We start from the raw sequence: 26,968 nt of genomic DNA on the forward strand, positions 1-26,968 counted from the left end.
CTATTTAGATAATAACCGCTTCTTCAACGATTTCAACTAAACGGAAACGCTTAGTAGCAGAAAGCGGGCGAGTTTCCATGATTTTAACGATATCGCCAAGTTTCGCTTGGTTTTGCTCATCATGGGCTTTGTACTTCTTAGAATACTTAACACGTTTTCCGTACAAGGAATGAGTTTTGTAAGTTTCAACTAAAACTGTAATCGTTTTGTCCATTTTGTCAGACACTACACGACCAGTATAAACTTTGCGTTGGTTACGTTCGCTCACTATGCAAACCTCCCCTCAATTTATCGATTAATTCCGATCTCTCTTTCACGAACTACAGTTTTCATACGAGCAATTGCTTTACGCACTTCACGAATGCGAGTTGGATTCTCTAATTGTCCTGTAGCAAGTTGGAAGCGAAGATTAAACAACTCTTCCTTTAAAGCTTTAACTTTTGTTTCGATTTCGGCAGTGGTTAATTCACGAATATCATTAGTTTTCATTAGATTCACCACCATTTTCTTCACGTTTTACGAATTTACATTTCACAGGTAACTTGTGAGCTGCAAGACGTAATGCTTCGCGTGCTACCTCTTCAGATACACCCGCGATTTCGAACATAATTTTCCCAGGTTTTACTACTGCTACCCAGCCTTCTGGTGCCCCTTTACCGGAACCCATACGTACTTCTAGAGGTTTTGCAGTGTAAGGTTTAGAAGGGAAAATTTTAATCCATACTTTACCGCCACGTTTCATGTAACGAGTCATTGCACGACGAGCAGCTTCGATTTGACGGTTTGTAATCCATGAAGCAGCTTGTGCTTGTAAACCGAATTCACCGAAAGCAATTTCAGTTCCACCTTTAGCACGACCACGCATTTTACCACGATGCTCTCTACGATATTTTACGCGTTTTGGCATTAACATATTATTTTCCTCCTTCCTCAGAAGCTTTCTTTTTTGTAGGAAGGACTTCTCCACGGTAGATCCATACTTTTACGCCTAATTTACCGTATGTTGTATCAGCTTCAACTGCTGCATAGTCAATATCAGCGCGAAGTGTATGAAGTGGAACAGTTCCTTCACTGTAAGATTCTGCACGAGCGATATCAGCTCCGCCAAGACGACCAGAAACCTGTGTTTTAATACCTTTAGCACCTGCACGCATAGCACGTTGAATAACTTGCTTTTGTGCACGACGGAATGATACACGGTTTTCTAATTGACGAGCGATGTTTTCGCCTACTAATTTAGCGTTAAGATCAGCTCTCTTAACTTCTAAAATGTTGATGTGTACACGCTTGCCTGTTAATTGGTTAAGAGCTTTACGAAGTGCTTCAACTTCAGTACCACCTTTACCAATTACCATACCAGGTTTTGCAGTGTGAATTGTAACATTTACACGATTTGCTGCACGTTCGATTTCTACTTTAGCAACAGCAGAATCTTTTAAGCGTACATTAATGTACTCACGGATTTTGATGTCTTCATGTAATAATGTAGCGTAATCTTTCTCAGCGAACCAACGAGATTCCCAATCACGAATAACGCCGACACGAAGACCAATTGGATTAACCTTTTGACCCATCGATTATCCCTCCTTCTTTTCTGATACCACAACTGTGATGTGGCTTGTGCGTTTGTTAATTTGGCTTGCACGACCCATTGCACGTGGACGGAAACGTTTTAACGTTGGACCTTCGTCAACGAAAACTTTTTCAACAACTAAGTTGTTAATATCCATCTCATAATTGTGCTCTGCATTTGCGATTGCAGATTTTAAAACTTTTTCTACAACTGGAGAAGCAGTTTTCGGTGTGTGGTTAAGGATAGCAATCGCTTCACCCACTTGCTTACCTCGGATTAAGTCTACTACTAAACGAACTTTACGAGGAGCAATACGAACTGTTCTCGCTACTGCTTTAGCTTGCATTGAAGTGCCTCCTCTCATTATCTTCTAGTTTTCTTATCGTCAGCAAGGTGACCTTTATACGTACGAGTTGGTGCGAATTCACCTAACTTATGGCCAACCATATCCTCAGTGATGTACACAGGTACGTGTTTACGACCATCATATACAGCGATTGTGTGTCCGATGAACTGAGGGAAGATTGTTGAACGGCGAGACCAAGTTTTAACAACTTGTTTTTGCTCAGATGCAACTAATTTTTCCATTTTGCTCATTAAGTGATCATCGACAAATGGTCCTTTTTTTAAGCTACGAGCCATTTTGGTGCCTCCCTTCGTGATTGGCGTACGGTTCTAGAAATGAACCGTACTACAATCCCATTATTTTTTACGACGACGAACGATAAATTTGTCAGACGCTTTGTTTTTCTTACGAGTCTTGAATCCAAGAGTTGGTTTACCCCATGGAGACATTGGAGACTTACGTCCGATTGGAGAACGTCCTTCACCACCACCGTGTGGGTGATCAACCGGGTTCATTACAGAACCACGAACTGTTGGGCGTTTACCTAACCAGCGAGAGCGACCTGCTTTACCGATTTTGATAAGTTCGTGTTGTTCGTTACCTACTTGACCGATTGAAGCGCGACAAGCAGATAATACAAGACGTACTTCACCAGAAGTTAAACGTACAAGTACGTATTTACCTTCTTTACCAAGTACTTGAGCAGATGTACCAGCAGAACGAACTAATTGTCCGCCACGACCAGGCTTAAGCTCGATGTTATGAACAACAGTACCTACTGGAATGTTGATTAATGGTAATGCGTTACCGACTTTGATGTCAGCCTCTGGGCCAGACATAACTTCCATACCTACTTCTAAAGTTTTAGGAGCAAGAATGTAACGTTTTTCACCGTCAACGTAGTTAATTAATGCGATATTCGCAGAGCGGTTTGGATCGTATTCGATCGTAGCAACGCGTCCTGGAATTCCATCTTTGTTACGCTTAAAGTCGATGATACGGTATTGACGCTTATGTCCGCCACCTTGATGACGTACAGTAATTTTACCTTGGTTATTACGACCAGCCTTCTTGCTTAAAGGAGCAAGTAATGACTTTTCGGGTCTGTCAGTCGTGATTTCAGCGAAATCATTCGTAGTCATGTTACGACGACCGTTAGTAGTTGGATTATACTTTTTAATTCCCATCTCAATTTCCCTCCTTCTTTAGTAAGAATTAAACGCCTTGGAAGATTTCGATTTCTTTGCTGTCAGCAGTTAGCTTAACGATTGCTTTACGACGACGGCTAGTAAAACCAGCGTGACGACCAACGCGTTTTGCTTTCGGCTTGTAGTTCATGATGTTCACTTTTTCTACTTTAACACCAAAGATCGCTTCAAGAGCATCTTTAACTTCTGTTTTATTAGATTTAACGTCCACATCGAACGTGTATTTTTTTTCAGCCATCATTTCCATAGAACGTTCAGTGATAACTGGGCGCTTAATGATATCACGAGGATCTCTCATTATGCAAGCACCTCCTCTACTTTTTCCACTGCCGCTTTTGTCATGATTAGCTTATCATGATGAAGCACGTCTAAAACGTTTACGCCATCAGCAGTGATTACTGTTACTCCAGGGATATTGCGAGCAGATAACTCTACAGATTCGTTTGCATCAGCAGTTACGATAAGAGCTTTCTTCTCAACAGTTAATCCTTTAAGTACTGCTAGCATATCTTTTGTTTTTGGTGCATTTAACACTAGGTCTTCAAGAACTACAATGTTGTTCTCAACTACTTTAGTAGCTAATGCAGATTTGATTGCTAAACGACGAACTTTCTTAGGAAGTTTGTACGCATAGCTTCTTGGTGTAGGTCCGAATACCGTACCACCACCACGCCATTGAGGAGAGCGGATAGACCCTTGACGAGCACGTCCAGTTCCTTTTTGACGCCATGGTTTACGACCACCACCGCGAACTTCAGAGCGAGTTTTTACTTTGTGTGTACCTTGACGTAAAGATGCACGTTGCATCATTACAGCTTCGAAAAGTACAGCTTCATTTGGTTCGATACCGAAAATAGCTTCAGCTAATTCGATTTCACCAACCTGTGAACCAGTTTGGTTATATACAGTAACTTTTGGCATTGGAATTCCTCCTTCCTATTGTGAATTATTTGCTAACCTTCACAGCGCCTTGAACAACTACAAGAGATTTCTTAGCACCTGGAACGTTACCTTTTACTAATAATAAGTTGCGCTCAGTGTCAACTTGAACGATTTCTAAGTTTTGGATAGTAACTTGGTCTCCACCCATACGTCCAGCAAGTTTTTTGCCTTTGAATACACGGTTCGGAGCAACTGGGCCCATTGAACCTGGACGACGGTGATAGCGAGAACCATGAGACATAGGTCCGCGAGATTGTCCGTGGCGTTTGATAACACCTTGGAAACCTTTACCTTTAGAAATTCCTGTTACATCAACGATTTCACCTGTAGCGAATACGTCAACTTTTACCTCTTGACCAACCTCTAATCCGTCCACGTCTGCATCGCGGATTTCGCGAATGAAGCGCTTAGGAGTTGTAGATGCTTTAGCAGTGTGGCCTTGTTCAGGTTTGTTAGTTAACTTTTCACGTTTATCTTCAAATCCTAACTGAATTGCGTTGTAGCCATCAGTTTCAGTTGTTTTCTTTTGAAGAACAACGTTTGGATTAGCAGCGATAACTGTTACTGGGATTAACTCACCGTTCTCAGCAAATACTTGAGTCATACCGATCTTTCTTCCTAAGATTCCTTTGGTCATGAGTTACACCTCCTACATTTTTAAGTTATATAAATTATAGTTTGATTTCGATATCTACACCAGATGGTAAGTCTAAACGCATTAATGAATCTACTGTTTGTGGAGTAGGACTCACGATGTCGATTAGACGTTTGTGCGTGCGCATTTCGAATTGCTCACGAGAATCTTTGTACTTATGAACAGCACGAAGAATTGTGTAAACAGTTTTCTCAGTTGGTAATGGGATCGGACCAGAAACTGTTGCCCCAGAACGCTTAGCTGTTTCTACAATTTTCTCAGCTGACTGATCAAGAATACGGTGATCGTAAGCTTTTAAACGGATACGAATTTTTTCTTTTGCCATTATTTTCCCTCCTTCGTTCGCCTATTTCTAAAATAGACCTTCTCCATGGAAATTTCCCCACACCATGCCATGGCAAAGCGGCCGGGTGTGTCAGCAACCTTCCACTTCATCGCAGTCAAAGACCAACATTGTCTATTATACAATGTTATTCGTCTAGATGCAAGCATCTTTTTGTTTGCATCTGCTTTTCTCTACTTTTGCTATTATACATGGCACTTTAAAGAATTTCAAGTTTTCATCTACTAGAATTCTTTTTACAGTTTCTGGGTTTTGTTTTATTGATTTTATATACTATAGAAGAAACTCGCCAAAACGAAAAAATGTTATCTTGTTTCTTATATAAACACAAACAAAAAACCCAAGGGAAAATCCCTTGGGTTTTTTTATATCAGTTAAGATTACTCAACGATAGTAGCAACTACACCGTAACCTACTGTACGTCCACCTTCACGAATAGAGAATTTAGTTCCCTCTTCGATAGCGATTGGAGCGATAAGTTCGATAGTCATTTCGATGTTGTCACCAGGCATTACCATTTCAGTACCTTCTGGTAATTGGATGATACCAGTTACGTCAGTTGTACGGAAGTAGAACTGAGGACGGTAGTTAGCGAAGAATGGAGTGTGACGTCCACCTTCTTCTTTAGATAATACGAAAACTTCAGCTTTGAATTTAGCGTGAGCTTTTACAGAACCGCTTTTTGCAAGTACTTGTCCACGTTGGATGTCTTCACGAGCAACCCCACGAAGTAAAGCACCGATGTTGTCTCCAGCTTGAGCTTGGTCAAGAAGTTTACGGAACATCTCTACACCAGTTACAGTTGTAGAAGCATTTTCTTCAGCAAGACCGATGATTTCTACTACGTCACCAACTTTAACGATACCGCGCTCAACACGACCAGTAGCAACTGTACCACGACCTGTGATAGAGAATACATCCTCTACAGGCATTAAGAATGGTTTGTCAGTTTCACGTTCTGGAGTTGGGATGTAAGCATCAACTTCAGCCATTAATTCAATGATTTTTGCTTCCCAATCAGCTTCTCCTTGAAGAGCTTTAAGAGCAGAACCTTTGATTACAGGAATGTCGTCGCCTGGGAATCCGTATTCAGATAATAGGTCGCGAACTTCCATTTCTACTAATTCTAATAATTCTTCGTCGTCTACCATGTCGCATTTGTTTAAGAATACAACGATGTAAGGTACACCTACTTGACGAGAAAGAAGGATGTGCTCACGAGTTTGAGGCATTGGGCCATCTGCAGCAGATACTACTAAGATACCGCCGTCCATTTGAGCAGCACCAGTGATCATGTTTTTAACATAGTCAGCGTGACCTGGGCAGTCAACGTGTGCATAGTGACGAGTTTCAGTTTCGTACTCAACGTGTGCAGTTGAGATTGTGATACCGCGCTCTCTTTCTTCTGGAGCAGCATCGATTTGATCGTATCCGCGTGCTTCAGCACCACCAGCTTTTGCAAGAACTGTAGTGATCGCAGCAGTTAATGTAGTTTTACCATGGTCAACGTGGCCGATTGTACCGATGTTAACATGGGGTTTAGAACGTTCGAATTTAGCTTTAGCCATTCTAAATTCCTCCTTAGTTTATATAGGTTATTTTATATTTAGACTAGAAAGTGAAACTTGCGTCCCACTTTCTAAGCTTACATAAGTAGTTATACTCGAACAATCGATAAAAATCAATTATTCACCTTTATTTTTTTTGATAATTTCTTCAGAAACAGACTTTGGTACTTCTTCATAGTGGTCAAACACCATAGAGAATGTTCCGCGTCCTTGAGTGTTAGAACGTAATGACGTTGCATAACCGAACATTTCAGAAAGTGGAACCATAGCGCGAACAACTTGTGCGTTACCGCGAGCTTCCATACCTTCTACACGTCCACGACGAGATGTTACGTCACCCATAATGTCTCCCATGTACTCTTCAGGAATTACAACTTCAACTTTCATCATTGGCTCAAGAATTACTGGGCTACATTTAGAAACCGCAGCTTTAAGTGCCATAGATGCAGCGATTTTGAACGCCATCTCAGATGAATCGACATCATGGTAAGATCCGTCAACTAATGCAGCTTTAATGTCAACTAGTGGATAACCAGCTAGTACACCATTTTTAAGTGCATCTTCAAGACCTGCTCCAACAGCTGGGATGTATTCACGAGGAACTACACCACCGACGATCTTGTTTTCGAATTCGAATCCTTTACCTTCTTCGTTAGGTTCAAACTCAATCCAAACGTGACCGAATTGTCCACGTCCACCAGATTGACGAGCGAACTTACCTTCAACTTTCGCAGCAGCGCGGAAAGTCTCACGGTATGCTACCTGAGGAGCACCAACGTTTGCTTCAACTTTGAATTCACGGCGCATACGGTCAACGATGATATCAAGGTGAAGTTCACCCATACCAGCGATGATTGTTTGGCCAGTTTCTTGGTCAGTGTGAGCACGGAATGTTGGATCTTCTTCAGAAAGCTTAGATAATGCTGTACCCATTTTATCTTGGTCAGCTTTAGATTTTGGTTCGATAGCTACAGAGATAACTGGCTCTGGGAATTCCATAGACTCAAGGATAACAAGGCTCTTCTCGTCACAAAGAGTATCACCAGTAGTAGTATCTTTTAAACCTACAGCAGCAGCGATATCACCAGCGTAAACTGTTGAAATCTCTTCACGGCTGTTAGCGTGCATTTGTAGGATACGACCTACACGCTCACGCTTACCTTTAGTTGAGTTTTTCACGTATGATCCAGAGTTTAACACACCAGAGTACACACGGAAGAACGTTAACTTACCAACATAAGGGTCAGTCATGATTTTGAATGCTAAAGCTGCGAATGGTTCTTCATCGCTAGACTTACGTTCTACCACTTCATCTGTATCCGGAAGAGTACCTTTGATAGCAGGTACGTCTAATGGAGATGGTAGGTAGTCGATAACTGCGTCTAACAGAATTTGAACACCTTTATTTTTGAATGCAGAACCACAGATTACTGGGAAGAATTCTACAGAAGTTGTAGCCTTACGGATACCAGCTTTAAGCTCTTCTACAGTGATTTCTTCACCTTCTAGGTACTTCATCATCATTTCTTCATCAAGCTCAGCTACCGCTTCAATAAGCTTTCCACGGTATTCTTCAGCTAGTTCTTTGTGCTCTTCAGGAATTTCAACACGTTGAATGTCTGTTCCTAAATCGTTACCGTACATGTAAGCACATTCTTCAACAAGGTCAATGATACCATTGAACTCATCTTCAGCACCGATTGGTAACTGAATTGGGTGTGCGTTTGCTTGTAAACGATCGTGGATTGTTCCTACAGAGTATAAGAAATCTGCACCGATTTTATCCATTTTGTTAACGAATACGATACGAGGTACGCCGTAAGTAGTAGCCTGACGCCAAACAGTTTCTGTTTGTGGTTCTACACCAGATTGCGCATCAAGTACTGCTACCGCGCCATCAAGTACGCGTAAAGAACGTTCTACTTCTACTGTGAAGTCTACGTGTCCTGGAGTGTCAATGATGTTTACACGGTGACCTTTCCATTGTGCTGTAGTTGCAGCAGAAGTAATTGTGATACCACGCTCTTGCTCTTGCTCCATCCAGTCCATCTGAGATGCACCTTCGTGAGTTTCACCGATTTTATGAATACGTCCTGTGTAATACAGAATACGCTCAGTTGCTGTTGTTTTACCAGCATCGATGTGAGCCATGATACCAATATTACGAGTGTTTTCTAAAGAGAACTCTCTTCCCATTTGGTGTCTTGCTCCTTCCATATATGGATTGGATTTTTTTATTTTAAGTAGCAAAAAAGCCACTTTATATTGTTACACATGTCAGTATGTCCAGTACTCTCATTATGTAAAACGAGCGCCCAACGAAAGGGAGAGGCATTCTCCCTCTCCACACTTCCATAAGCGACAAATAAAGCGGTTTATGCTTACATTTATTTTACGTTGAATCCTACCAACGGTAATGAGCAAATGCTTTGTTAGCTTCTGCCATTTTATGAGTGTCTTCACGTTTCTTAACTGATGCACCAGCGTTGTTAGCTGCATCTAAGATTTCGTTAGCAAGACGCTCTTCCATAGTTTTTTCACCACGAAGACGAGCGTAGTTTACTAACCAACGAAGACCTAAAGTTGTACGGCGTTCTGGACGAACCTCAACTGGAACTTGGTAGTTAGCACCACCAACACGACGAGCGCGTACTTCAAGAACAGGCATAATGTTCTTAAGAGCTTGCTCGAATACTTCCATTGGCTCTTTACCAGTACGTTCGCTTACGATATCGAACGCATTATAAAGAATTGTTTGAGATTTACCTTTTTTACCGTCAACCATCATTTTGTTGATAAGGCGTGTTACTAGCTTCGAATTGTACATTGGATCTGGTAACACGTCACGTTTCGCAACAGGTCCTTTACGAGGCATATTGAGTTCCTCCTTTCATTTTAAAGTTATTATTTTTTAGCAGGTTTTGGTCTCTTAGTACCATATTTAGAACGTCCTTGCATACGTTTGTCAACACCAGCTGTGTCAAGCGCACCACGAACGATGTGGTAACGTACCCCCGGTAAATCCTTTACACGACCACCGCGAATTAATACTACGCTATGCTCTTGTAGGTTATGACCGATACCTGGGATGTAAGCTGTAACCTCGATACCGTTTGTTAAACGTACACGAGCGTATTTACGTAACGCTGAGTTAGGTTTCTTTGGAGTCATTGTACCAACACGAGTACATACACCACGTTTTTGAGGTGCAGAGATATCAGTTGATTTTTTCTTTAAAGAGTTGAACCCTTTGTTTAACGCAGGTGATTTAGATTTCCATACTTTATCAGTACGACCATTTCTCACTAATTGGTTAATAGTAGGCATTTGATTATCCTCCCTTCGCATGTTTGTATGACCACATATCCAGGTGGTTCATTATTAGTTGAAAACAAAGTTTTTGCAAGGGAGAGCAAATGCTCTCTCCTCACAAAAACAGTTTTAACTTATTATTCCTATTGCTGAAGCTCCCACTTGAATCCCCGAAACTTTTCCAAGTTTACGAACTGATTCAACTTTTGTTATAGGTATGTTATGTTGCAATGCATTACGAATGATAACATTGGTTAACCGCATATCAGCATCTTCTGCGATGACAACTTCTTTAACTATACCGTTTTTGATTGCCTCCAATGTACGTTTATGACCAACGACTACATTTTCAGCATTTGACACTTTTTGATAAGACATATAAATATCCTCCAAAGCATCGTTCAGGAGCAACCTTGCTTATAGTAACATTTTGACTCATACAATGTCAACTAGGATTAACTGTTTTTATACAAAATTTACGACGGAAAATTTTACTGTTCCACATAAACTTCATCGTTTTCTACATTCATGTCATCTTGCGTTGTTTTTACAAGATCCACTTTGCGATAACGATTCATACCTGTTCCAGCAGGAACAAGTTTACCGATAATAACATTTTCTTTCAATCCTAGAAGTTCATCGCGTTTACCTTTAATTGCTGCATCAGTTAAGACACGAGTTGTTTCTTGGAACGATGCTGCAGATAAGAATGAATCTGTTTCAAGTGAAGCTTTTGTAATACCAAGTAGAACAGGTCTAGCTGTTGCTGGTTGTTTACCTTGCAGTAACACCTTCGCATTCGCATCAGTAAACTGATGGATATCTAGTAACGTTCCTGGTAATACATCTGTTTCACCTGCATCACTTACACGAACTTTACGTAGCATTTGACGTACCATTACTTCTACGTGTTTGTCACCAATTTCTACCCCTTGCATACGGTATACTTTTTGAACTTCACGTAATAAGTATTCTTGAACTGCTGTAATGTCCGTTACTTTTAGTAATTCTTTCGGATCAATAGAACCTTCTGTTAACTCTTTACCGTGGCTAATTGGCTGTCCTAGAGTTACTTTCAAACGAGCACCGTAAGGAATAGCATACGTACGAGCTTCTACTTCACCCTGTACAACTACTTCTTGGCGATCTTTAACATCGTTGATCGCTGCGATAACACCGTCGATTTCACTGATAACTGCCTGACCTTTCGGATTACGAGCTTCGAAGATCTCTTGGATACGAGGTAAACCTTGAGTGATATCATCTCCGGCAACCCCACCTGTATGGAACGTACGCATCGTTAACTGTGTACCTGGCTCACCGATAGATTGAGCTGCGATAATACCTACCGCTTCTCCTACTTCTACGTCTGTACCAGTTGCTAAGTTACGACCGTAACACTTCTTACATACACCATGGCGAGTGTTACACGTAAACGCTGAACGAATGTTTACAGTTTCAACACCCGAATTTTCAACGATATGAGCGATATCTTCAGTAATTAATTGATTTTCACCAACTAATACTTCACCTGTTTCAGGATGTTTTACAGTTTTTCTTGCAAAACGTCCAACAAGACGATCATATAAAGACTCAATAACTTCATTACCCTCTTTAATCGCACCAATTAGTAAACCACGATCTGTTCCACAATCGTCTTCACGAACGATTACATCTTGTGCAACGTCAACTAGACGACGTGTTAAGTAACCAGAATCGGCAGTTTTAAGTGCTGTATCGGCAAGACCTTTACGCGCACCATGCGTAGAGATGAAGTACTCAAGTACTGTTAAACCTTCACGGAAACTTGATTTGATCGGAAGTTCGATAATACGACCAGATGGATTGGCCATCAGACCACGCATACCAGCAAGCTGAGTAAAGTTCGATGCGTTACCACGGGCACCGGAATCACTCATCATGAAGATCGGGTTGCGTTTATTCAAGGACTTCATCAGTTTTCCTTGGATAACATCTTTTGCATTACTCCAAATAGAGATAACGCGATCGTAACGTTCTTCTTCCGTGATTAAACCGCGACGGAATTGTTTAATTACATTATCTACTTTTGCTTGTGCTTCGTGGAGAATTTCATCTTTTTCACCTAATACAAGAATGTCAGATACCCCAACTGTAATACCAGCTTTTGTAGAGTACTTAAATCCTAGGTTTTTCATACGGTCAAGCATGCGAGATGTTTCTGTAATTTGGAAACGTTTGAACACTTCCGCAATGATGTTTCCAAGGATCTTCTTGCTAAATGGTGCCACTTCTTCGCGACTAGCAATAATCTCTTTAATGTTCGCACCTTTTTCAACGAAGTATTTCGCTGGTGTTTCTTTTTCAAGGTTTGAGTTTGTTGGTTCGTTAATATAAGGGAACGACTCTGGTAAGATTTCGTTAAATATTAATTTACCAACTGTTGTTAATAGAAGCATACCTTTTTGCTCTTCAGTAAATGTTGCATTGTTTACTGCGCTTGCAGCAACTGCAACACGTGTGTGCAGATGTACATATCCATTTTGATATGCAAGTAATGCTTCATTTGCATCTTTGAAGACCATACCTTCACCGATTGCACCTTCACGCTCAAGTGTTAAGTAGTAGTTACCTAATACCATATCCTGAGATGGAGTAACAACTGGTTTTCCGTCTTTTGGATTCAAGATGTTTTGTGCCGCTAACATAAGAAGACGAGCTTCTGCTTGCGCTTCTGATGATAATGGAACGTGAACCGCCATTTGGTCACCGTCAAAGTCAGCGTTGTATGCAGTACATACAAGTGGGTGAAGACGGATTGCACGACCTTCTACTAATGTAGGTTCAAACGCCTGGATACCAAGACGGTGAAGTGTTGGTGCGCGGTTTAGAAGTACTGGATGCTCTTTGATCACAGATTCTAAAACGTCCCAAACTTCAGGTTGTACACGCTCGATTTTACGTTTCGCACTCTTAATATTGTGTGCTAATCCTTTTTCAACTAACTCTTTCATAACGAAAGGTTTGAACAGTTCAAGCGCCATTTCTTTCGGTAATCCACATTGATACATCTTTAAGTTCGGTCCTACAACGATTACAGAACGGCCAGAGTAGTCAACACGTTTACCTAATAAGTTTTGACGGAAACGTCCTTGTTTACCTTTAAGCATGTGAGATAGTGATTTTAATGGACGGTTACCTGGTCCAGTTACTGGACGGCCACGACGACCATTATCGATTAATGCGTCTACAGCTTCTTGTAACATACGTTTTTCGTTTTGAACGATGATGCTTGGTGCACCTAAGTCCAATAGACGTTTTAAACGGTTGTTACGGTTAATTACACGACGGTATAAGTCGTTTAAGTCAGAAGTAGCAAAACGTCCACCATCTAACTGTACCATTGGGCGTAGTTCTGGTGGGATAACTGGTAGAACATCTAAGATCATCCAAGATGGTTCATTTCCAGAGTTACGGAATGCTTCTAATACTTCTAGACGTTTAATAGCACGAGTACGGCGTTGTCCTTGTGCTGTTTTTAATTCTTCTTTTAAGAAGTCTACTTCTTTATCTAAATCGATATCTTGTAGTAGCTTTTTAATCGCTTCTGCACCCATAGCAGCTTGGAATGTGCTACCATATCGATCACGATATGCACGGTATTCTTTTTCAGAAAGTAATTGCTTCTTATCAAGTGGTGTATCTCCACTTTCTGTTACAACATAAGAAGCGAAATAAATTACTTCTTCAAGCGCGCGAGGGGACATGTCTAAGACAAGTCCCATGCGGCTCGGGATACCTTTGAAATACCAAATATGAGATACAGGAGCAGCTAATTCGATATGACCCATACGTTCACGACGTACTTTTGCACGCGTTACTTCAACGCCACATCGATCACAAACTACACCTTTATAACGTACACGTTTGTATTTTCCGCAATGACATTCCCAGTCCTTTTGTGGTCCGAAAATACGTTCACAGAACAAGCCATCTTTTTCAGGCTTTAACGTACGATAGTTAATAGTTTCTGGTTTCTTAACTTCACCGTATGACCAAGAACGAATCTTGTCAGGTGAAGCAAGTCCAATCTTCATATATTCAAAGTTATTTACATCTATCAAGGGGCCTACCTCCCTTTTAGTCTACAGGTTATCCCAATTATTCCTTAGTTGTCTCCACTTCGACATTCAATTTATCTGCTGATTGATGATCATCGTCATCTTCCGTATCACGCATTTCAATTTCTGTATCGTCGCTAGACATCATTTTAACGTCCATACCTAAACTTTGCAGCTCTTTAATCAATACTTTGAATGATTCAGGAACGCCTGGTTCTGGAACATTTTCGCCTTTAACAATTGCTTCATACGTCTTAACACGTCCAACAACATCATCAGACTTCACTGTTAAGATTTCTTGAAGAGTATAAGCAGCACCGTAAGCTTCAAGTGCCCAAACCTCCATCTCACCGAAACGCTGTCCACCGAACTGAGCTTTACCTCCAAGAGGCTGCTGCGTTACAAGTGAGTATGGTCCAGTAGAACGAGCATGAAGTTTATCGTCAACCATGTGCGCAAGTTTGATCATATACATGACACCAACAGATACGCGGTTATCGAATGGTTCACCAGTACGTCCGTCATACAGGATTGTTTTCGCGTCGTTTGCCATACCAGCTTCTTCAATCGTGCCCCAAACATCTTCCTCACGAGCACCATCGAATACTGGTGTTGCAATGTGAATACCAAGGTATCTCGCTGCCATACCAAGATGAAGCTCTAATACCTGACCGATATTCATACGAGATGGTACCCCTAATGGGTTTAACATGATATCGATTGGCGTACCATCTGGTAAGTAAGGCATATCTTCTTCTGGTAAAATACGAGAGATAACACCTTTGTTACCGTGACGTCCGGCCATTTTGTCACCTTCAGAAATTTTACGTTTTTGAACGATATATGCACGTACAAGTTGATTCACTCCTGGTGGCAATTCATCGCCATCTTCACGGTTGAATACTTTTACGTCTAAGATAATACCGCCACCACCGTGTGGTACACGTAGTGATGTATCACGTACTTCACGTGCTTTTTCTCCAAAGATAGCATGTAATAGACGTTCTTCAGCTGTTAATTCTGTTACACCTTTAGGTGTTACTTTACCAACAAGTAAATCTCCATCTTTTACTTCCGCACCAACGCGAATGATACCGCGCTCGTCAAGGTTGCGCAATGCATCTTCCCCAACGTTTGGAATGTCACGTGTAATTTCTTCTGGTCCAAGCTTCGTATCACGAGCTTCTGACTCATATTCTTCAATATGAATAGAAGTGTACACATCATCTTTTACAAGGCGCTCACTCATAATGATCGCATCCTCGTAGTTATAACCGTCCCAAGTCATGAAGCCAACAAGCACGTTACGTCCAAGTGCTAGTTCGCCCAGTTCCATAGAAGGACCATCCGCAAGGATTTCACCTTTTACAACTTCGTTTCCAACACTTACGATTGGACGTTGGTTGTAACAAGTTCCTTGGTTAGAACGAATGAATTTCTGCATTTTGTAGCGATCTAAGTCGCCTTTTACTGTTTGACCGTCAACTTCTACATAGCGACGTACCCAAACTTCACGTGCTTCTACGCGTTCAACAACACCAGGGTGTTTACAGATTACTGCAGCACCTGAGTCTTTTGCTGATACGTACTCCATACCAGTACCTACAATCGGAGATTCCGGATTCATTAACGGAACCGCCTGACGTTGCATGTTCGCTCCCATAAGTGCGCGGTTAGAGTCATCGTTTTCTAAGAACGGAATACAAGCTGTCGCTGCCGACACTACTTGTTTTGGAGATACATCCATGTAGTCGATGCGTTCTTTATTTGTGACAATGTTTTCACCACGGAAACGAGCTACGATATCTTCATCAAGGAATTCTCCTTCTTCAGATAGTTTCATATTCGCTTGGGCTACAACATAATTATCTTCTTCATCTGCTGTTAAGTAATCAACATGCCCTGTTACAAGACCAGTTTCTGGATCAACACGGCGGTATGGTGTTTCAATGAAACCAAACTCATTTACTTTCGCGAACGAAGATAATGAGTTAATCAAACCGATGTTTGGTCCCTCTGGTGTTTCAATCGGACACATACGACCATAGTGAGAGTAGTGAACGTCACGCACTTCAAAGCCTGCGCGCTCACGCGTTAAACCACCAGGTCCTAATGCAGATAGTCTTCGTTTGTGAGTTAACTCTGCTAATGGGTTTGTTTGGTCCATGAACTGAGATAACTGAGAACTTCCGAAGAACTCTTTAATAGATGCAATAACAGGACGAATATTAATTAATGCCTGTGGTGTAATTGCATTTGTATCTTGGATCGACATTCTCTCACGAACAACACGTTCCATACGAGAAAGACCGATACGGAATTGATTTTGTAATAATTCTCCAACAGAACGCAGACGACGGTTTCCTAAGTGGTCGATATCATCTGTATCCCCTACTTTGTATAGTAGGTTGAAGAAGTAACTGATAGAAGCAAGGATATCACCTGGTGTGATATGTTTAATATCACGAGTAATATTTGCGTTACCAATTACATTAATTACGCGTTCGCCTTCTGACTCAGGAGCATAAATCTTAATGGATTGCAGCTCAACATCGCCTTCTACCACTCCACCCATTGGTTTCGCTGTTTTGAATCCAATGTTTTTCTCTAAGTAAGGTAAAATGCGATCAAGTGTACGACGATCTAAGATTGTTCCTTCTGCCGCTAAAATTTCACCAGTTTCTGGATCCACTAACGTTTCAGCTAAACGTTGATTAAACAATCTGTTTTTAATGTGTAACTTTTTGTTGATCTTATAGCGACCTACATTTGCTAAATCGTAGCGCTTTGGATCGAAGAAACGAGACACAAGTAAGCTCTTAGCATTTTCTACTGTTGGTGGTTCACCAGGGCGTAGACGCTCATAAATTTCAAGCAATGCTTTTTCTGTGCTATCTGTGTTGTCTTTTTCTAATGTGTTGCTTAAGTATTCGTTATCACCTAAAAGCTCGGTGATTTCTTGATCAGAGCCAAACCCTAATGCGCGTAACAAAACAGTTACAGGAAGTTTACGCGTACGGTCAATACGCACATATACAACATCCTTAGCATCTGTCTCATACTCTAACCAAGCTCCGCGGTTTGGAATTACAGTAGCAGTAAAACCACGTTTTCCGTTTTTATCCACTTTGCCACTATAGTATACGCTTGGAGAGCGAACTAACTGGGAAACGATAACACGTTCTGCACCGTTAATTACGAATGTTCCAGTCTCTGTCATGAGTGGGAAATCTCCCATGAACACATCTTGTTCTTTTACTTCACCAGTTTCCTTGTTGATTAGACGCACTTTTACACGAAGTGGTGCTGCATACGTCACATCACGCTCTTTGCATTCGTCTACAGAGTATTTAGGTTCACCTAAGCTGTAGTCGATAAATTCAAGCGATAGATTTCCCGTAAAGTCTTCAATCGGAGAAATGTCTTGGAACATTTCTCGCAAACCCTCATCAAGAAACCACTGATAAGAAGAGGTTTGAATTTCGATAAGATTTGGTAACTCTAATACTTCACTAATACGGGCATAACTTCTTCGTTGGCGGTGGCGTCCGTATTGAACTAGTTGACCTGTCAACTGCTTCACCCCTCAAATCATGAGTATTATAAATGCACAAAAAAATTTGTGCAAAATCACAAATAAATACAACTACTGCTATTCGCGTAGTCTTTTTCTCTTAAAGATAAATACGTTGAGTCTTTCTACCTGCTCAAAAAAGAAAAATGGCTTCTATAAGAAAACCATCATTCTGTTTCATAATCTGCTGATTTTACTATCTTTTCCAAGAGAAACAAAAATATACATTTTTCTCAACGCAGAAAATCATATATTGGCATTGTATAATGTTAACATAGCCAAAAATAACCGTCAACGTTTTTTTGATTTTATGATATAATATCCTTTTTTCTTTTCTACAACTTCAACTTCAGAAAACACTTCTTCTAGTTTCTTCAGCGCAGATGGTGCACCTTGCTTCTTTTGAATAACAATCCACAGCTCTCCACCTGGAACTAAATACTCCACAGCTTTTTCTAAAATTTCATGCACGATATCTTTCCCTGCACGAATTGGAGGATTAGATAGAATGGCAGCATACTCGCCATCTACATTTTCATAGACGCTACTTTGAAAAATACGTATATTCTCGATTTTGTTATTAGCGGCATTTTCTTTTGCAAGCCCAAGCGCCCTTTCATTCACATCCACCATGTGAACGTTACGACCTTGAAACTCTTTCGCTAACGACAAACCAATAGGACCGTATCCGCAACCTACGTCTAATATATCACCTTTAATATCCGGCATTTGAAACGCTTCAATTAAAAGACGAGAACCAAAGTCCACCTCGTTTTTCGAAAACACCCCATGGTCAGATAAAAAAGTAAATCGAGATCCACGAAGGGTAAATTCCCATCGTTTACGATCACTTTTACTAGAAGGGTCGTTAGAAAAATAATGGTCTGCCATATGGCCACCTCTTTTCTTTACAGTTAAAAAAAAAGCTCGCATGAGAGCGAGCTTTTTTTAAAGCATCAAAAGTTAATTACTTAACTTCTACAGCAGCGCCAACTTCTTCAAGTTTAGCTTTGATTTCTTCAGCTTCTTCTTTAGCAGCAGCTTCTTTGATTACTTTTGGAGTGTTGTCAACTAATTCTTTAGCTTCTTTTAAGCCAAGACCAGTGATTTCACGAACAACTTTGATAACTTTGATTTTTTGTGCACCAGCGCTAGTTAGTTCCACATCAAATTCAGTTTTCTCAGCAGCAGCTTCTCCAGCGCCACCAGCAACAGCTACAGGAGCAGCAGCAGTTACGCCGAATTCTTCCTCGATAGCTTTTACTAAGTCGTTAAGTTCTAATACAGTCATAGATTTAACTGCTTCAATGATTTGTTCTTTAGTCATTGTAAATATCCTCCCTTAAATAGGTTTGTATTGTTTTATAGATAACAAGTAATTATCTTTTAAAAAATTAAGCGCCTTGCTCTTCCTTTTGTTCTGCAACTGCTTTAGTAGCAAGTGCAAGATTACGGATTGGAGCTTGAAGAACGCTAAGAAGCATAGAAAGTAAGCCTTCACGTGATGGAAGAGTAGCGATAGCTTTAACCTCATCAAGTGTTACAAGTTTACCTTCGATTACGCCCGCTTTAATTTCTAAAGCTTCATGCTTTGTAGCGAAGTCGTTTAATACTTTCGCAGGAGCAACTACATCCTCGTTACTGAACGCGATTGCGTTTGGTCCTGTTAAGAATTCGTTTAACTCAGCCATTTCAGCAGACTCTGCAGCACGACGAGTTAAAGAGTTTTTGTAAACTTTGAACTCAACGCCAGCTTCACGTAATTGCTTACGTAATTCTGTTGCTTCAGAAACTGTTAAACCACGGTAGTCAACAACGATTGTAGATTTACTAGCGCGAAGTTTGTCCGCGATTTCAGTCACAACTTGTTGTTTAGTTTCGATTACTTTGCTCATGTTATTACACCTCCTGTAGATTATATAGAAGATGTACCGAAAGTGCACTAAAAACCTCCATGCCCAACTTGTAGACATGGAGGCATATAGTCACAGAAAAAAATTCCGTTTCGTATATTAACACCTAGGTAGGAAATTAAGTCTATTGACACCTACTGTCTACGGTACACTATTTAAATTCACAACATAAATGATTATATTAAATCTTCTTTATGAAGTCAACTTCCAATTTTTACGCTAATGTAGAAACGTCTACACGTACGCCAGGTCCCATTGTAGAAGCAACCGTTACGTTCTTCATGTAAGTACCTTTTGCAGCAGCTGGCTTAACTTTTTGTAAAGTGTCAGCAATTGTTCTGAAGTTTTCTACTAATTTAGCATCTTCGAAAGATACTTTACCGATTGGAACGTGGATGTTACCAGCTTTATCAACGCGGTATTCAACTTTACCAGCTTTGATTTCGTTAACAGCTTTAGTTACATCGAAAGTAACTGTTCCAGTTTTAGGGTTTGGCATTAAACCTTTAGGTCCTAATACGCGACCAAGTTTACCAACTTCACCCATCATGTCAGGAGTTGCTACTACTACATCGAAATCGAACCAACCTTGTTGGATTTTACCGATGTAATCAGCATCGCCTACGAAGTCAGCTCCAGCAGCTTCAGCTTCTTTAGCTTTTTCGCCTTTAGCGAATACTAATACACGTTGTACTTTACCAGTACCGTGCGGAAGAACAACTGCACCACGGATTTGTTGGTCAGCTTTCTTAGGGTCAACACCTAAACGGAATGCAGCTTCTACAGTTGCATCAAATTTAGCTGTGTTTGTTTTCTTTACTAATTCTACTGCTTCTGTTGCAGAGTAAGCAGCTGCACGATCAACAAGCTTTGCAGCTTCTACGTACTTTTTACCTCTTTTAGCCATTTTTATTTCCTCCTCGAATGTGGTTTTAGCGGAATAACCTCCCACGTTTACGCTTATTTCCAGGTATAACCTGAGGATGCGCGCCATCCATTTATTTAAAAACGATAATCATTTACGATAATAAAGGTTGCGAATTGGAATTCCAGACCCGCAACCTTTTTAAAAAAAACAAATCGAATTAGTCTTCGATAACGATGCCCATACTGCGTGCAGTACCTTCAACCATACGCATTGCAGCTTCTACGCTAGCAGCATTTAGGTCAGGCATTTTAGTTTCAGCGATTTCGCGTACTTTATCACGCTTAACAGTTGCCACTTTATTACGGTTTGGTTCACCAGAACCAGACTCAATACCAGCTACTTTCTTAAGAAGAACAGCAGCAGGAGGAGTTTTAGTAATGAAAGTGAATGAACGGTCCTCAAATACCGTAATTTCAACAGGGATGATAAGACCAGCTTGATCTGCTGTACGAGCGTTAAACTCTTTACAGAAGCCCATGATGTTAACACCTGCTTGTCCTAATGCTGGACCAACTGGTGGAGCTGGGTTAGCTTTACCTGCAGGAATTTGAAGCTTTACCATTTTAATTACCTTTTTAGCCACGAGACACACCTCCTTAAGTCCGTGATGTGGTCAATTGGACAGTGATTTGCCCTCCCACGTCATATTTTATCGTAGTGATAAAATCTTTCAAAAAACGTCTCCGATAACGAAGACGTACTGACTTAAAAGATATTATCACTTTTTACAATTCATTTCAAGTTTCATTTTATAATTTTTCAATTTGATGGAAGTCAAGCTCAACTGGAGTCTCGCGTCCAAACATGTCCACAAGCACGCTAACCTTCTTCTTCTCCACATCAATTTCTTCGATAGCACCTGTATAATCTGCGAATGGCCCTTCATTTACACGCACTGTTTCATGAAGTTCAAAGTCGAAATCAACCACTTCGTTGTCCATTCCCATATGCTTCATGATGGTAACAACTTCCTCTTCTAATAGAGGTGATGGTTTAGAACCAGAACCAGAAGAACCAACGAACCCAGTTACACCCGGCGTGTTACGTACAACATACCAAGAGTCATCAGTCATGATTAGTTCTACTAATACGTAACCTGGGAACACTTTTCTTTTCATTAATTTTTCTTTACCGTTTTTCATTTCTACTTCTACTTCTTCCGGGACAACAACACGGAAAATTTTATCTTGCATACCCATTGATTCTACACGTTTCTCTAGGTTTGCTTTTACTTTATTTTCATATCCAGAATAAGTATGGACAACATACCAACTTTTTTCCATTCATTTAGGACGAGCGTCCTTCCCTCCCTGACGTACATTTTTTTGCGCAAATGAAAAAACCCGTTCACCGGGCTTTTACACAGTTCTTATAAATAACATTATATCATGGATAAGTGCTTCTTATTCAAGAATTAACCAAGAATTAACCGAATTAAAGAAGAAATGCCCATATCAACTACTGCGAAGAAAATCGCAAAGAAGACAACTGTAGCAATAACTGTCGCTGTTGAGCGAAGTAATTCATCTTTTTTAGGCCAACTTACTTTTTTCATTTCGCGACCTACATCGCCGAAAAAGTTCGTTAAACGCATCTACGGGACCTCCAATTTAGTATTTCAATTATTTATTTTGTTTCCTTGTGAACTGTATGCTTATTGCATGTTTTACAAAACTTCTTTATCTCAAGTCGCTCTACTGAGCTCGTATCTTTCATCGTAGAGTAGTTTCGATTTTTACACTCTTCACATGAGAGTACAACTTTTTTCCTCATTAGTTACACCAACCTTGTAACATTATGTCCCTAAAAATGTATCATACAACAAAAGACAATGTCAATGTCATGACTCCTACTCTCTTTACAAAAAGAAAACAGGTGAATTATCTTACACCTGCGATACTTGCTATGAGTTTAAGGTTGTACTCTCTCTCATCTCCATATATCTTTCCAGTTTCCTTTTCACACGTTGCAACGCGTTATCAATAGATTTCACATGCCTGTTTAGCTGTTCTGAAATCTCTTGATAGGAACGGCCATCTAAGTATAGAGATAGTACCTTCCTTTCTAAATCGCTTAATAATTCAGATATTTTAGATTCTATGTCTGTATATTCTTCCTGACTGATAATCATTTCCTCAGGATCAGTTACTTTCGCTTCTGAAATAACATCTAATAGTGTTCGATCAGATTCCTCATCATAAATTGGCTTATCTAAAGATACATATGAATTTAACGGAATATGTTTTTGCCTGGTTGCTGTTTTAATAGCGGTAATAATTTGTCGAGTGATACACAGTTCAGCAAATGCTTTGAATGAAGACAGCTTGTCCTCTTTATAATCACGAATTGCTTTAAACAATCCAATCATACCTTCTTGAACAATATCTTCTCGATCGGCACCCACCAAGAAATAAGATCTTGATTTCGCGCGAACAAAGTTCTTATATTTGTGAATCAAATATTCTAAAGCGTCAGTATTACCTTTTCGAACTAACTCAACGATTGCCTCATCCTCTAAATCACGAAATGTAACGTCGCCTACACTTACGAAGCCTGCTTCCACCTTGATCCCTCCGACCGCTATTTATTTAGCAATATTATACAGTAAAAAGATAAAGAGCGTCAATGCTTCAACGCTCTCCTCTTCTTAATTTTTCTAATTTTTCTGTAATATCCTTACTAAATATCTTCCGCATGGCGGGTTGCTTTTCTTTCGTGTCTTTTGTACGTCTTCTCACTTGTTGCTCCATCGCTTGTACTTCCAACTCTAATTCACGTGCAGATTTCCGAAGAGCACCTTGCGCAAATATAACCCACTGTTCCGTATAATCAGAAGTCGCAACGTATATTTGTGTATTTATATTTCTAAGCTCAATCGCAAGTTGCTCTATCTTTTCATCCGCAGTTTGATTCTTTCTCGTGAATATTACTTCCACACGAGATTGTTTCATCTTTTTTTCAATACCATAAACTGTATAGGCATCAAATACTATCATTACCTTTGTGCCTGTATAACCTTGATAATCCGCCATCTTATCAATGAGTGCATCTCTTGATGATTGCAAATCTACATCCCGCAGTTTCTTCAAATCTCCCCAAGCCCCGATAATGTTGTAGCCATCAACGATTAAAATATCGTTCATTTTTTATTTACCAATTTCGTGACGTTTACGATATACCTCATACATTAACAAACTTGCGGCTACTGAAGCATTTAAGGATGTAACTTTTCCAACCATCGGTAAGGTGATTAGGAAATCACACTTTTCACCAATAATACGACTCATACCTTTCCCTTCACTTCCAATTACTAATCCAATTGGCATATTCCCATCTAAATTACGATAATCCGTTTTCCCTTTGGCATCTGTACCAGCAATCCAAAGCCCACGTTCTTTTAATTCATCAATTGTGCGAGATAAATTTGTCACGCGCGCAACAGGAATGTATTCGATCGCCCCAGTCGATGCTTTCGCAACTGATGCAGTAAGTCCTACAGCTCTTCGTTTCGGAATAATAATCCCATGTGCTCCTGTTGCATCAGCAGTACGCATAATAGAACCTAGGTTATGCGGATCTTCAATTTCATCTAAAATTAAGAAGAATGGATCTTCATTACGCTTCTCTGCTACCTTAAATAAATCTTCTAACTCAGCATATTGATATGCAGCTACTTGAGCAATTACACCTTGATGGTTACCCTCAACTAATTGATCTAACTTCTTCTTTGGTGCATGTTGTAAAATAATCTTATTCTCTTTCGCTAATGCCAGTACAATTTGTACCTGTCCTTTGGCAGCACCTTCTGCGATCCAAATTTTATTAATATCTCTCCCTGATCGTAACGCTTCAATTACAGGGTTACGTCCAATAATATATTCACTACTCATGATGATGTGCCCCCTTCCTTTTCTTCTAAAACAGCAATTGCTTTATATACAATTTCATCTAATCTTTCACGATTATTTAACAAGTGATGATAACCGATTAAGGCTTCGAAGGCTGTACTATGTCGATATGTTTGTACATCCGTATTCTTCGGAACAGTGCCCGAATTTGCATTACGCCCCCTTCTTAGTACTGCCTCTTCTTCCTCTGTCAAAAATGCCGTCTCTAATAAATAATAAACAACTTTCGCCTGTGCTTTTGCCGAAACAAAGCTCGTCCCTAATCGATGTAATTGATTAGGGCGAACCTTTCCTTTTTGAAGGAGGTGATAGCGGATATATTGTTCATATACCGCATCACCCATATATGCTAACGCTAAGCTGTTTAATTGCTTTGCATCAATCATGCTTATCCTCTTTTCCATCTTGTACCTTGAGCGGTATCTTCTAAAATAATATTACGTTCTTTTAAATCATCGCGAATTTGATCAGATAATGCGAAATCGCGGTTTTTACGAGCTTCGATACGCTTTTGGATAAGCGCCTCAATTTCTTCATCAAGCAATTCTTCTTGCGCTAATTCTAATCCTAAAATATCAAATAATGTTTCAAGTTGTTTTACGTATGCCTCAATCACAACTGTAGAAGTATGTTCTTCCAGTAAATATTGATTCGCATGATTTGCTACATTATACAATTCAGTAATTGCATTAGCCGTGTTGAAATCATCATCCATTGCTTCTTCAAATGCAACCTGGAATTTTTCCATTTCAGCTAACCATTTCTCATTATGACCTGTTAAATCTGTGCTACTTTCCATACGATGCTTTAAGTTACCGTAAGCTGTTTTAATTCTTTCTAGCCCGTTATTTGTACTTTGTAATAACTCTTCACTAAAGTTAATTGGATGACGATAATGCACTGACAACATAAAGAATCTAATTAACTGTGGATCATATTGCTTAATGATATCGTGAACTAAAATGAAATTTCCAAGCGACTTAGACATCTTCTCATTATTAATATTAATATATCCATTATGCATCCAGTAGCGTGCAAATGTTTTTCCTGTTAATGCCTCTGACTGTGCAATTTCATTTTCATGATGAGGAAATGCTAAATCTTGACCGCCAGCATGAATGTCAATTGTATCTCCTAAGTACTTACGTGCCATTGCTGAGCATTCAATATGCCATCCTGGACGTCCTTTACCCCAAGGGCTTTCCCAGAAGATTTCTCCTTCTTTCGCGGCTTTCCATAAAGCAAAATCAAGAGGATCTTGTTTCTTTTCCCCTACTTCAATACGCGCACCGTGACGTAAGTCTGCAATTGGTTGATGCGATAATTTACCGTAACCTTCGAATTCCTTCGTTCTAAAGTACACATCACCTTCTGATTCATACGCGTACCCTTTATTCACAAGTTCTTGAATAAATTCAATGATGATATCCATGTTTTCTGTTACACGCGGATGAACCGTTGCGTGTTTGCAACCTAACGCTGTTACATCTTCAAAGTAAGCTTCTACAAAACGATCTGCAATTGTCGGCACATCTTCGCCTAATTCATTTGCTGCCTTAATTAATTTATCATCTACGTCAGTAAAGTTAGATACATACTGCACATCATACCCTTTATATTCTAAATAACGACGTACTGTATCAAATACCATAGGTGGTCTTGCATTCCCAATGTGAATGTAGTTATATACTGTAGGTCCGCACACATACATCTTTACCTTATTTTCTTCTAATGGAACAAACTCTTCCTTTTGACGCGTTAACGTATTATAAATGTGAATAGTCATTTTTATCCTTCCTTTCTACCTTTACTTCAAGTTGCTTTTTCAATTTATCAAGTTCTTCTTCCATAACCTTTAATTTATCAAAAATTGGGTCTGGAAGATCAGAATGATTTAATTCTTGACCAATCTTCACTCCATTTTGAATAACGACTCTTCCAGGTATACCTACAACTGTAGAATGTGCAGGAACTTCTTTTAATACGACAGATCCTGCTCCAATTTTAGAATTCTCTCCAACTGTAATAGAACCTAGTACTTTAGCACCTGTCGCAATTAATACATTATCTTGAATCGTAGGGTGCCTCTTTCCCTTTTCTTTACCTGTACCACCTAATGTAACACCTTGATAAATTGTTACATTATCACCAATTTCACACGTTTCTCCAATTACAACCCCCATTCCATGGTCGATGAAAAAACGACGACCGATAGTTGCCCCTGGATGAATCTCAATACCAGTAAAAAAACGACTAACTTGTGAAATCCAACGTGCAAGAAAGAAGAAATTCTTTTTATAGAAAGCATGTGCAATTCGATGAGCCCAAACTGCATGTAATCCAGAGTACGTCAAAATAACTTCAAAATAACTTCGTGCCGCTGGATCCTGTTCAAAAACGACTTCAATATCTTCTCGAAGCCTCTTAAACATTGATGTTCCCTCCCCTTTATGGGCTGCTTTGTCGAGCGAACTAACTTCCTTAAACTCCCCACTTATCCCCTAAATCTCTATGCGAAGAGATAAATTTTATACTCATACCCATTTATATGGTATAAAAAAAGACGCCTCTGTCATATTGACAGAGACGCCTTATAAG

At 39.9% G+C, this 26,968-nt stretch carries 32 protein-coding genes and 2 other annotated features (1 of these 34 cut by a window edge); all 32 genes read right to left on the reverse strand.

What is annotated here, in order from left to right; all coding sequences use genetic code 11:
• Nucleotides 1–4 precede the first annotated feature (4 nt).
• Nucleotides 5–268, reverse strand: coding sequence for a 30S ribosomal protein S17 (gene rpsQ, locus ACQKNI_RS25145; RefSeq protein WP_000004106.1), 264 nt, complete (start codon nucleotides 266–268; stop codon nucleotides 5–7).
• A gap of 20 nt (nucleotides 269–288) precedes the next feature.
• On the reverse strand, nucleotides 289–489 hold the full coding sequence (rpmC, locus tag ACQKNI_RS25150; RefSeq protein WP_000855718.1) for a 50S ribosomal protein L29: 201 nt from the start codon (nucleotides 487–489) through the stop codon (nucleotides 289–291).
• Nucleotides 479–913 carry a 50S ribosomal protein L16 gene (rplP, locus tag ACQKNI_RS25155; protein ID WP_000928969.1) on the reverse strand — a complete coding sequence of 145 codons (435 nt, stop codon included), beginning with the start codon at nucleotides 911–913 and terminating at the stop codon, nucleotides 479–481. Before rplP ends, rpmC begins: the two co-directional genes overlap by 11 nt.
• A 1-nt stretch (nucleotide 914) precedes the next feature.
• A complete protein-coding gene (gene rpsC, locus ACQKNI_RS25160) occupies nucleotides 915–1,574 on the reverse strand; it encodes a 30S ribosomal protein S3 (protein ID WP_000529956.1) in 660 nt (219 codons plus the stop codon).
• Between the two features lie 3 nt (nucleotides 1,575–1,577).
• On the reverse strand, nucleotides 1,578–1,919 hold the full coding sequence (gene rplV, locus ACQKNI_RS25165; RefSeq protein WP_001148024.1) for a 50S ribosomal protein L22: 342 nt from the start codon (nucleotides 1,917–1,919) through the stop codon (nucleotides 1,578–1,580).
• A 17-nt stretch (nucleotides 1,920–1,936) separates the two neighbouring features.
• The gene (rpsS, locus tag ACQKNI_RS25170; protein WP_000124454.1) at nucleotides 1,937–2,215 is read right to left on the reverse strand and encodes a 30S ribosomal protein S19; all 279 of its coding nucleotides are present in this window, start codon (nucleotides 2,213–2,215) and stop codon (nucleotides 1,937–1,939) included.
• A gap of 60 nt (nucleotides 2,216–2,275) precedes the next feature.
• A complete protein-coding gene (gene rplB / locus ACQKNI_RS25175; RefSeq protein ID WP_000511585.1) occupies nucleotides 2,276–3,106 on the reverse strand; it encodes a 50S ribosomal protein L2 in 831 nt (276 codons plus the stop codon).
• A 28-nt stretch (nucleotides 3,107–3,134) separates the two neighbouring features.
• On the reverse strand, nucleotides 3,135–3,425 hold the full coding sequence (gene rplW, locus ACQKNI_RS25180; protein ID WP_001205558.1) for a 50S ribosomal protein L23: 291 nt from the start codon (nucleotides 3,423–3,425) through the stop codon (nucleotides 3,135–3,137).
• The gene (gene rplD, locus ACQKNI_RS25185; RefSeq protein ID WP_001127258.1) at nucleotides 3,425–4,048 is read right to left on the reverse strand and encodes a 50S ribosomal protein L4; all 624 of its coding nucleotides are present in this window, start codon (nucleotides 4,046–4,048) and stop codon (nucleotides 3,425–3,427) included. The genes rplW and rplD overlap by 1 nt, the downstream gene beginning before the upstream one ends.
• 25 nt (nucleotides 4,049–4,073) lie before the next feature.
• Nucleotides 4,074–4,706 (reverse strand): 50S ribosomal protein L3, encoded by a 633-nt coding sequence (gene rplC / locus ACQKNI_RS25190; protein WP_000160207.1) that lies wholly within the window; start codon nucleotides 4,704–4,706, stop codon nucleotides 4,074–4,076.
• A 34-nt stretch (nucleotides 4,707–4,740) separates the two neighbouring features.
• Nucleotides 4,741–5,049 (reverse strand): 30S ribosomal protein S10, encoded by a 309-nt coding sequence (gene rpsJ / locus ACQKNI_RS25195; protein ID WP_001040596.1) that lies wholly within the window; start codon nucleotides 5,047–5,049, stop codon nucleotides 4,741–4,743.
• A 398-nt stretch (nucleotides 5,050–5,447) separates the two neighbouring features.
• Nucleotides 5,448–6,635 (reverse strand): elongation factor Tu, encoded by a 1,188-nt coding sequence (tuf, locus tag ACQKNI_RS25200; protein ID WP_001029614.1) that lies wholly within the window; start codon nucleotides 6,633–6,635, stop codon nucleotides 5,448–5,450.
• Between the two features lie 117 nt (nucleotides 6,636–6,752).
• On the reverse strand, nucleotides 6,753–8,831 hold the full coding sequence (gene fusA, locus ACQKNI_RS25205; protein WP_088232925.1) for an elongation factor G: 2,079 nt from the start codon (nucleotides 8,829–8,831) through the stop codon (nucleotides 6,753–6,755).
• Nucleotides 8,832–9,039: 208 nt separating this feature from the next.
• Nucleotides 9,040–9,510, reverse strand: a complete 471-nt coding sequence (gene rpsG / locus ACQKNI_RS25210) for a 30S ribosomal protein S7 (RefSeq protein WP_001137493.1) — start codon at nucleotides 9,508–9,510, stop codon at nucleotides 9,040–9,042.
• 29 nt (nucleotides 9,511–9,539) lie between these two features.
• Nucleotides 9,540–9,962, reverse strand: a complete 423-nt coding sequence (rpsL, locus tag ACQKNI_RS25215) for a 30S ribosomal protein S12 (RefSeq protein WP_001142341.1) — start codon at nucleotides 9,960–9,962, stop codon at nucleotides 9,540–9,542.
• Nucleotides 9,963–10,076: 114 nt separating this feature from the next.
• Nucleotides 10,077–10,325 carry a ribosomal L7Ae/L30e/S12e/Gadd45 family protein gene (locus tag ACQKNI_RS25220; RefSeq protein ID WP_088232924.1) on the reverse strand — a complete coding sequence of 83 codons (249 nt, stop codon included), beginning with the start codon at nucleotides 10,323–10,325 and terminating at the stop codon, nucleotides 10,077–10,079.
• Nucleotides 10,326–10,438: 113 nt separating this feature from the next.
• Entirely contained in the window at nucleotides 10,439–14,050 is a 3,612-nt protein-coding gene (gene rpoC / locus ACQKNI_RS25225; protein WP_088232923.1) for a DNA-directed RNA polymerase subunit beta', read from the reverse strand.
• A 37-nt stretch (nucleotides 14,051–14,087) separates the two neighbouring features.
• A complete protein-coding gene (rpoB, locus tag ACQKNI_RS25230; RefSeq protein ID WP_088232922.1) occupies nucleotides 14,088–17,621 on the reverse strand; it encodes a DNA-directed RNA polymerase subunit beta in 3,534 nt (1,177 codons plus the stop codon).
• Nucleotides 17,622–17,912: 291 nt separating this feature from the next.
• Entirely contained in the window at nucleotides 17,913–18,512 is a 600-nt protein-coding gene (locus ACQKNI_RS25235; protein ID WP_088232921.1) for a class I SAM-dependent methyltransferase, read from the reverse strand.
• Between the two features lie 76 nt (nucleotides 18,513–18,588).
• Entirely contained in the window at nucleotides 18,589–18,948 is a 360-nt protein-coding gene (gene rplL, locus ACQKNI_RS25240) for a 50S ribosomal protein L7/L12 (protein WP_000159736.1), read from the reverse strand.
• A 67-nt stretch (nucleotides 18,949–19,015) separates the two neighbouring features.
• The gene (gene rplJ / locus ACQKNI_RS25245; protein WP_000048718.1) at nucleotides 19,016–19,516 is read right to left on the reverse strand and encodes a 50S ribosomal protein L10; all 501 of its coding nucleotides are present in this window, start codon (nucleotides 19,514–19,516) and stop codon (nucleotides 19,016–19,018) included.
• 39 nt (nucleotides 19,517–19,555) lie between these two features.
• Nucleotides 19,556–19,699, reverse strand: a sequence feature (ribosomal protein L10 leader region).
• Between the two features lie 49 nt (nucleotides 19,700–19,748).
• Nucleotides 19,749–20,441: a 50S ribosomal protein L1 gene (gene rplA / locus ACQKNI_RS25250; protein WP_002020168.1), complete on the reverse strand. Its 693-nt coding sequence runs from the start codon at nucleotides 20,439–20,441 to the stop codon at nucleotides 19,749–19,751.
• Between the two features lie 178 nt (nucleotides 20,442–20,619).
• Nucleotides 20,620–21,045, reverse strand: a complete 426-nt coding sequence (gene rplK, locus ACQKNI_RS25255) for a 50S ribosomal protein L11 (protein WP_001085872.1) — start codon at nucleotides 21,043–21,045, stop codon at nucleotides 20,620–20,622.
• 166 nt (nucleotides 21,046–21,211) lie between these two features.
• On the reverse strand, nucleotides 21,212–21,745 hold the full coding sequence (gene nusG, locus ACQKNI_RS25260; RefSeq protein WP_000415794.1) for a transcription termination/antitermination protein NusG: 534 nt from the start codon (nucleotides 21,743–21,745) through the stop codon (nucleotides 21,212–21,214).
• A gap of 131 nt (nucleotides 21,746–21,876) precedes the next feature.
• Complete coding sequence (gene secE, locus ACQKNI_RS25265) at nucleotides 21,877–22,056, reverse strand: preprotein translocase subunit SecE (protein ID WP_001241321.1); 180 nt, start codon at nucleotides 22,054–22,056, stop codon at nucleotides 21,877–21,879.
• A gap of 32 nt (nucleotides 22,057–22,088) precedes the next feature.
• Nucleotides 22,089–22,235 (reverse strand): 50S ribosomal protein L33, encoded by a 147-nt coding sequence (gene rpmG, locus ACQKNI_RS25270; protein ID WP_012260172.1) that lies wholly within the window; start codon nucleotides 22,233–22,235, stop codon nucleotides 22,089–22,091.
• A 130-nt stretch (nucleotides 22,236–22,365) separates the two neighbouring features.
• Complete coding sequence (locus tag ACQKNI_RS25275; protein WP_000387198.1) at nucleotides 22,366–23,025, reverse strand: RNA polymerase sporulation sigma factor SigH; 660 nt, start codon at nucleotides 23,023–23,025, stop codon at nucleotides 22,366–22,368.
• Nucleotides 23,026–23,092: 67 nt separating this feature from the next.
• The gene (locus ACQKNI_RS25280) at nucleotides 23,093–23,605 is read right to left on the reverse strand and encodes an NYN domain-containing protein (RefSeq protein ID WP_098945957.1); all 513 of its coding nucleotides are present in this window, start codon (nucleotides 23,603–23,605) and stop codon (nucleotides 23,093–23,095) included.
• Nucleotides 23,606–23,608: 3 nt separating this feature from the next.
• A complete protein-coding gene (gene rlmB / locus ACQKNI_RS25285) occupies nucleotides 23,609–24,352 on the reverse strand; it encodes a 23S rRNA (guanosine(2251)-2'-O)-methyltransferase RlmB (RefSeq protein WP_088232920.1) in 744 nt (247 codons plus the stop codon).
• On the reverse strand, nucleotides 24,349–24,756 hold the full coding sequence (locus tag ACQKNI_RS25290) for a Mini-ribonuclease 3 (protein WP_088232919.1): 408 nt from the start codon (nucleotides 24,754–24,756) through the stop codon (nucleotides 24,349–24,351). Before ACQKNI_RS25290 ends, rlmB begins: the two co-directional genes overlap by 4 nt.
• Before the next feature lie 2 nt (nucleotides 24,757–24,758).
• Nucleotides 24,759–26,156 (reverse strand): cysteine--tRNA ligase, encoded by a 1,398-nt coding sequence (gene cysS / locus ACQKNI_RS25295; protein ID WP_088232918.1) that lies wholly within the window; start codon nucleotides 26,154–26,156, stop codon nucleotides 24,759–24,761.
• Nucleotides 26,137–26,802 carry a serine O-acetyltransferase gene (gene cysE / locus ACQKNI_RS25300; RefSeq protein ID WP_088232917.1) on the reverse strand — a complete coding sequence of 222 codons (666 nt, stop codon included), beginning with the start codon at nucleotides 26,800–26,802 and terminating at the stop codon, nucleotides 26,137–26,139. The genes cysS and cysE overlap by 20 nt, the downstream gene beginning before the upstream one ends.
• Nucleotides 26,803–26,949: 147 nt before the next feature.
• Nucleotides 26,950–26,968 (reverse strand) — a binding site (T-box leader) (it continues 228 nt past the right edge of the window).

This window comes from Bacillus sp. NPDC094064 (assembly GCF_050279585.1).
In the GTDB taxonomy this organism is placed as follows: Bacteria; Bacillota; Bacilli; order Bacillales; family Bacillaceae_G; genus Bacillus_A.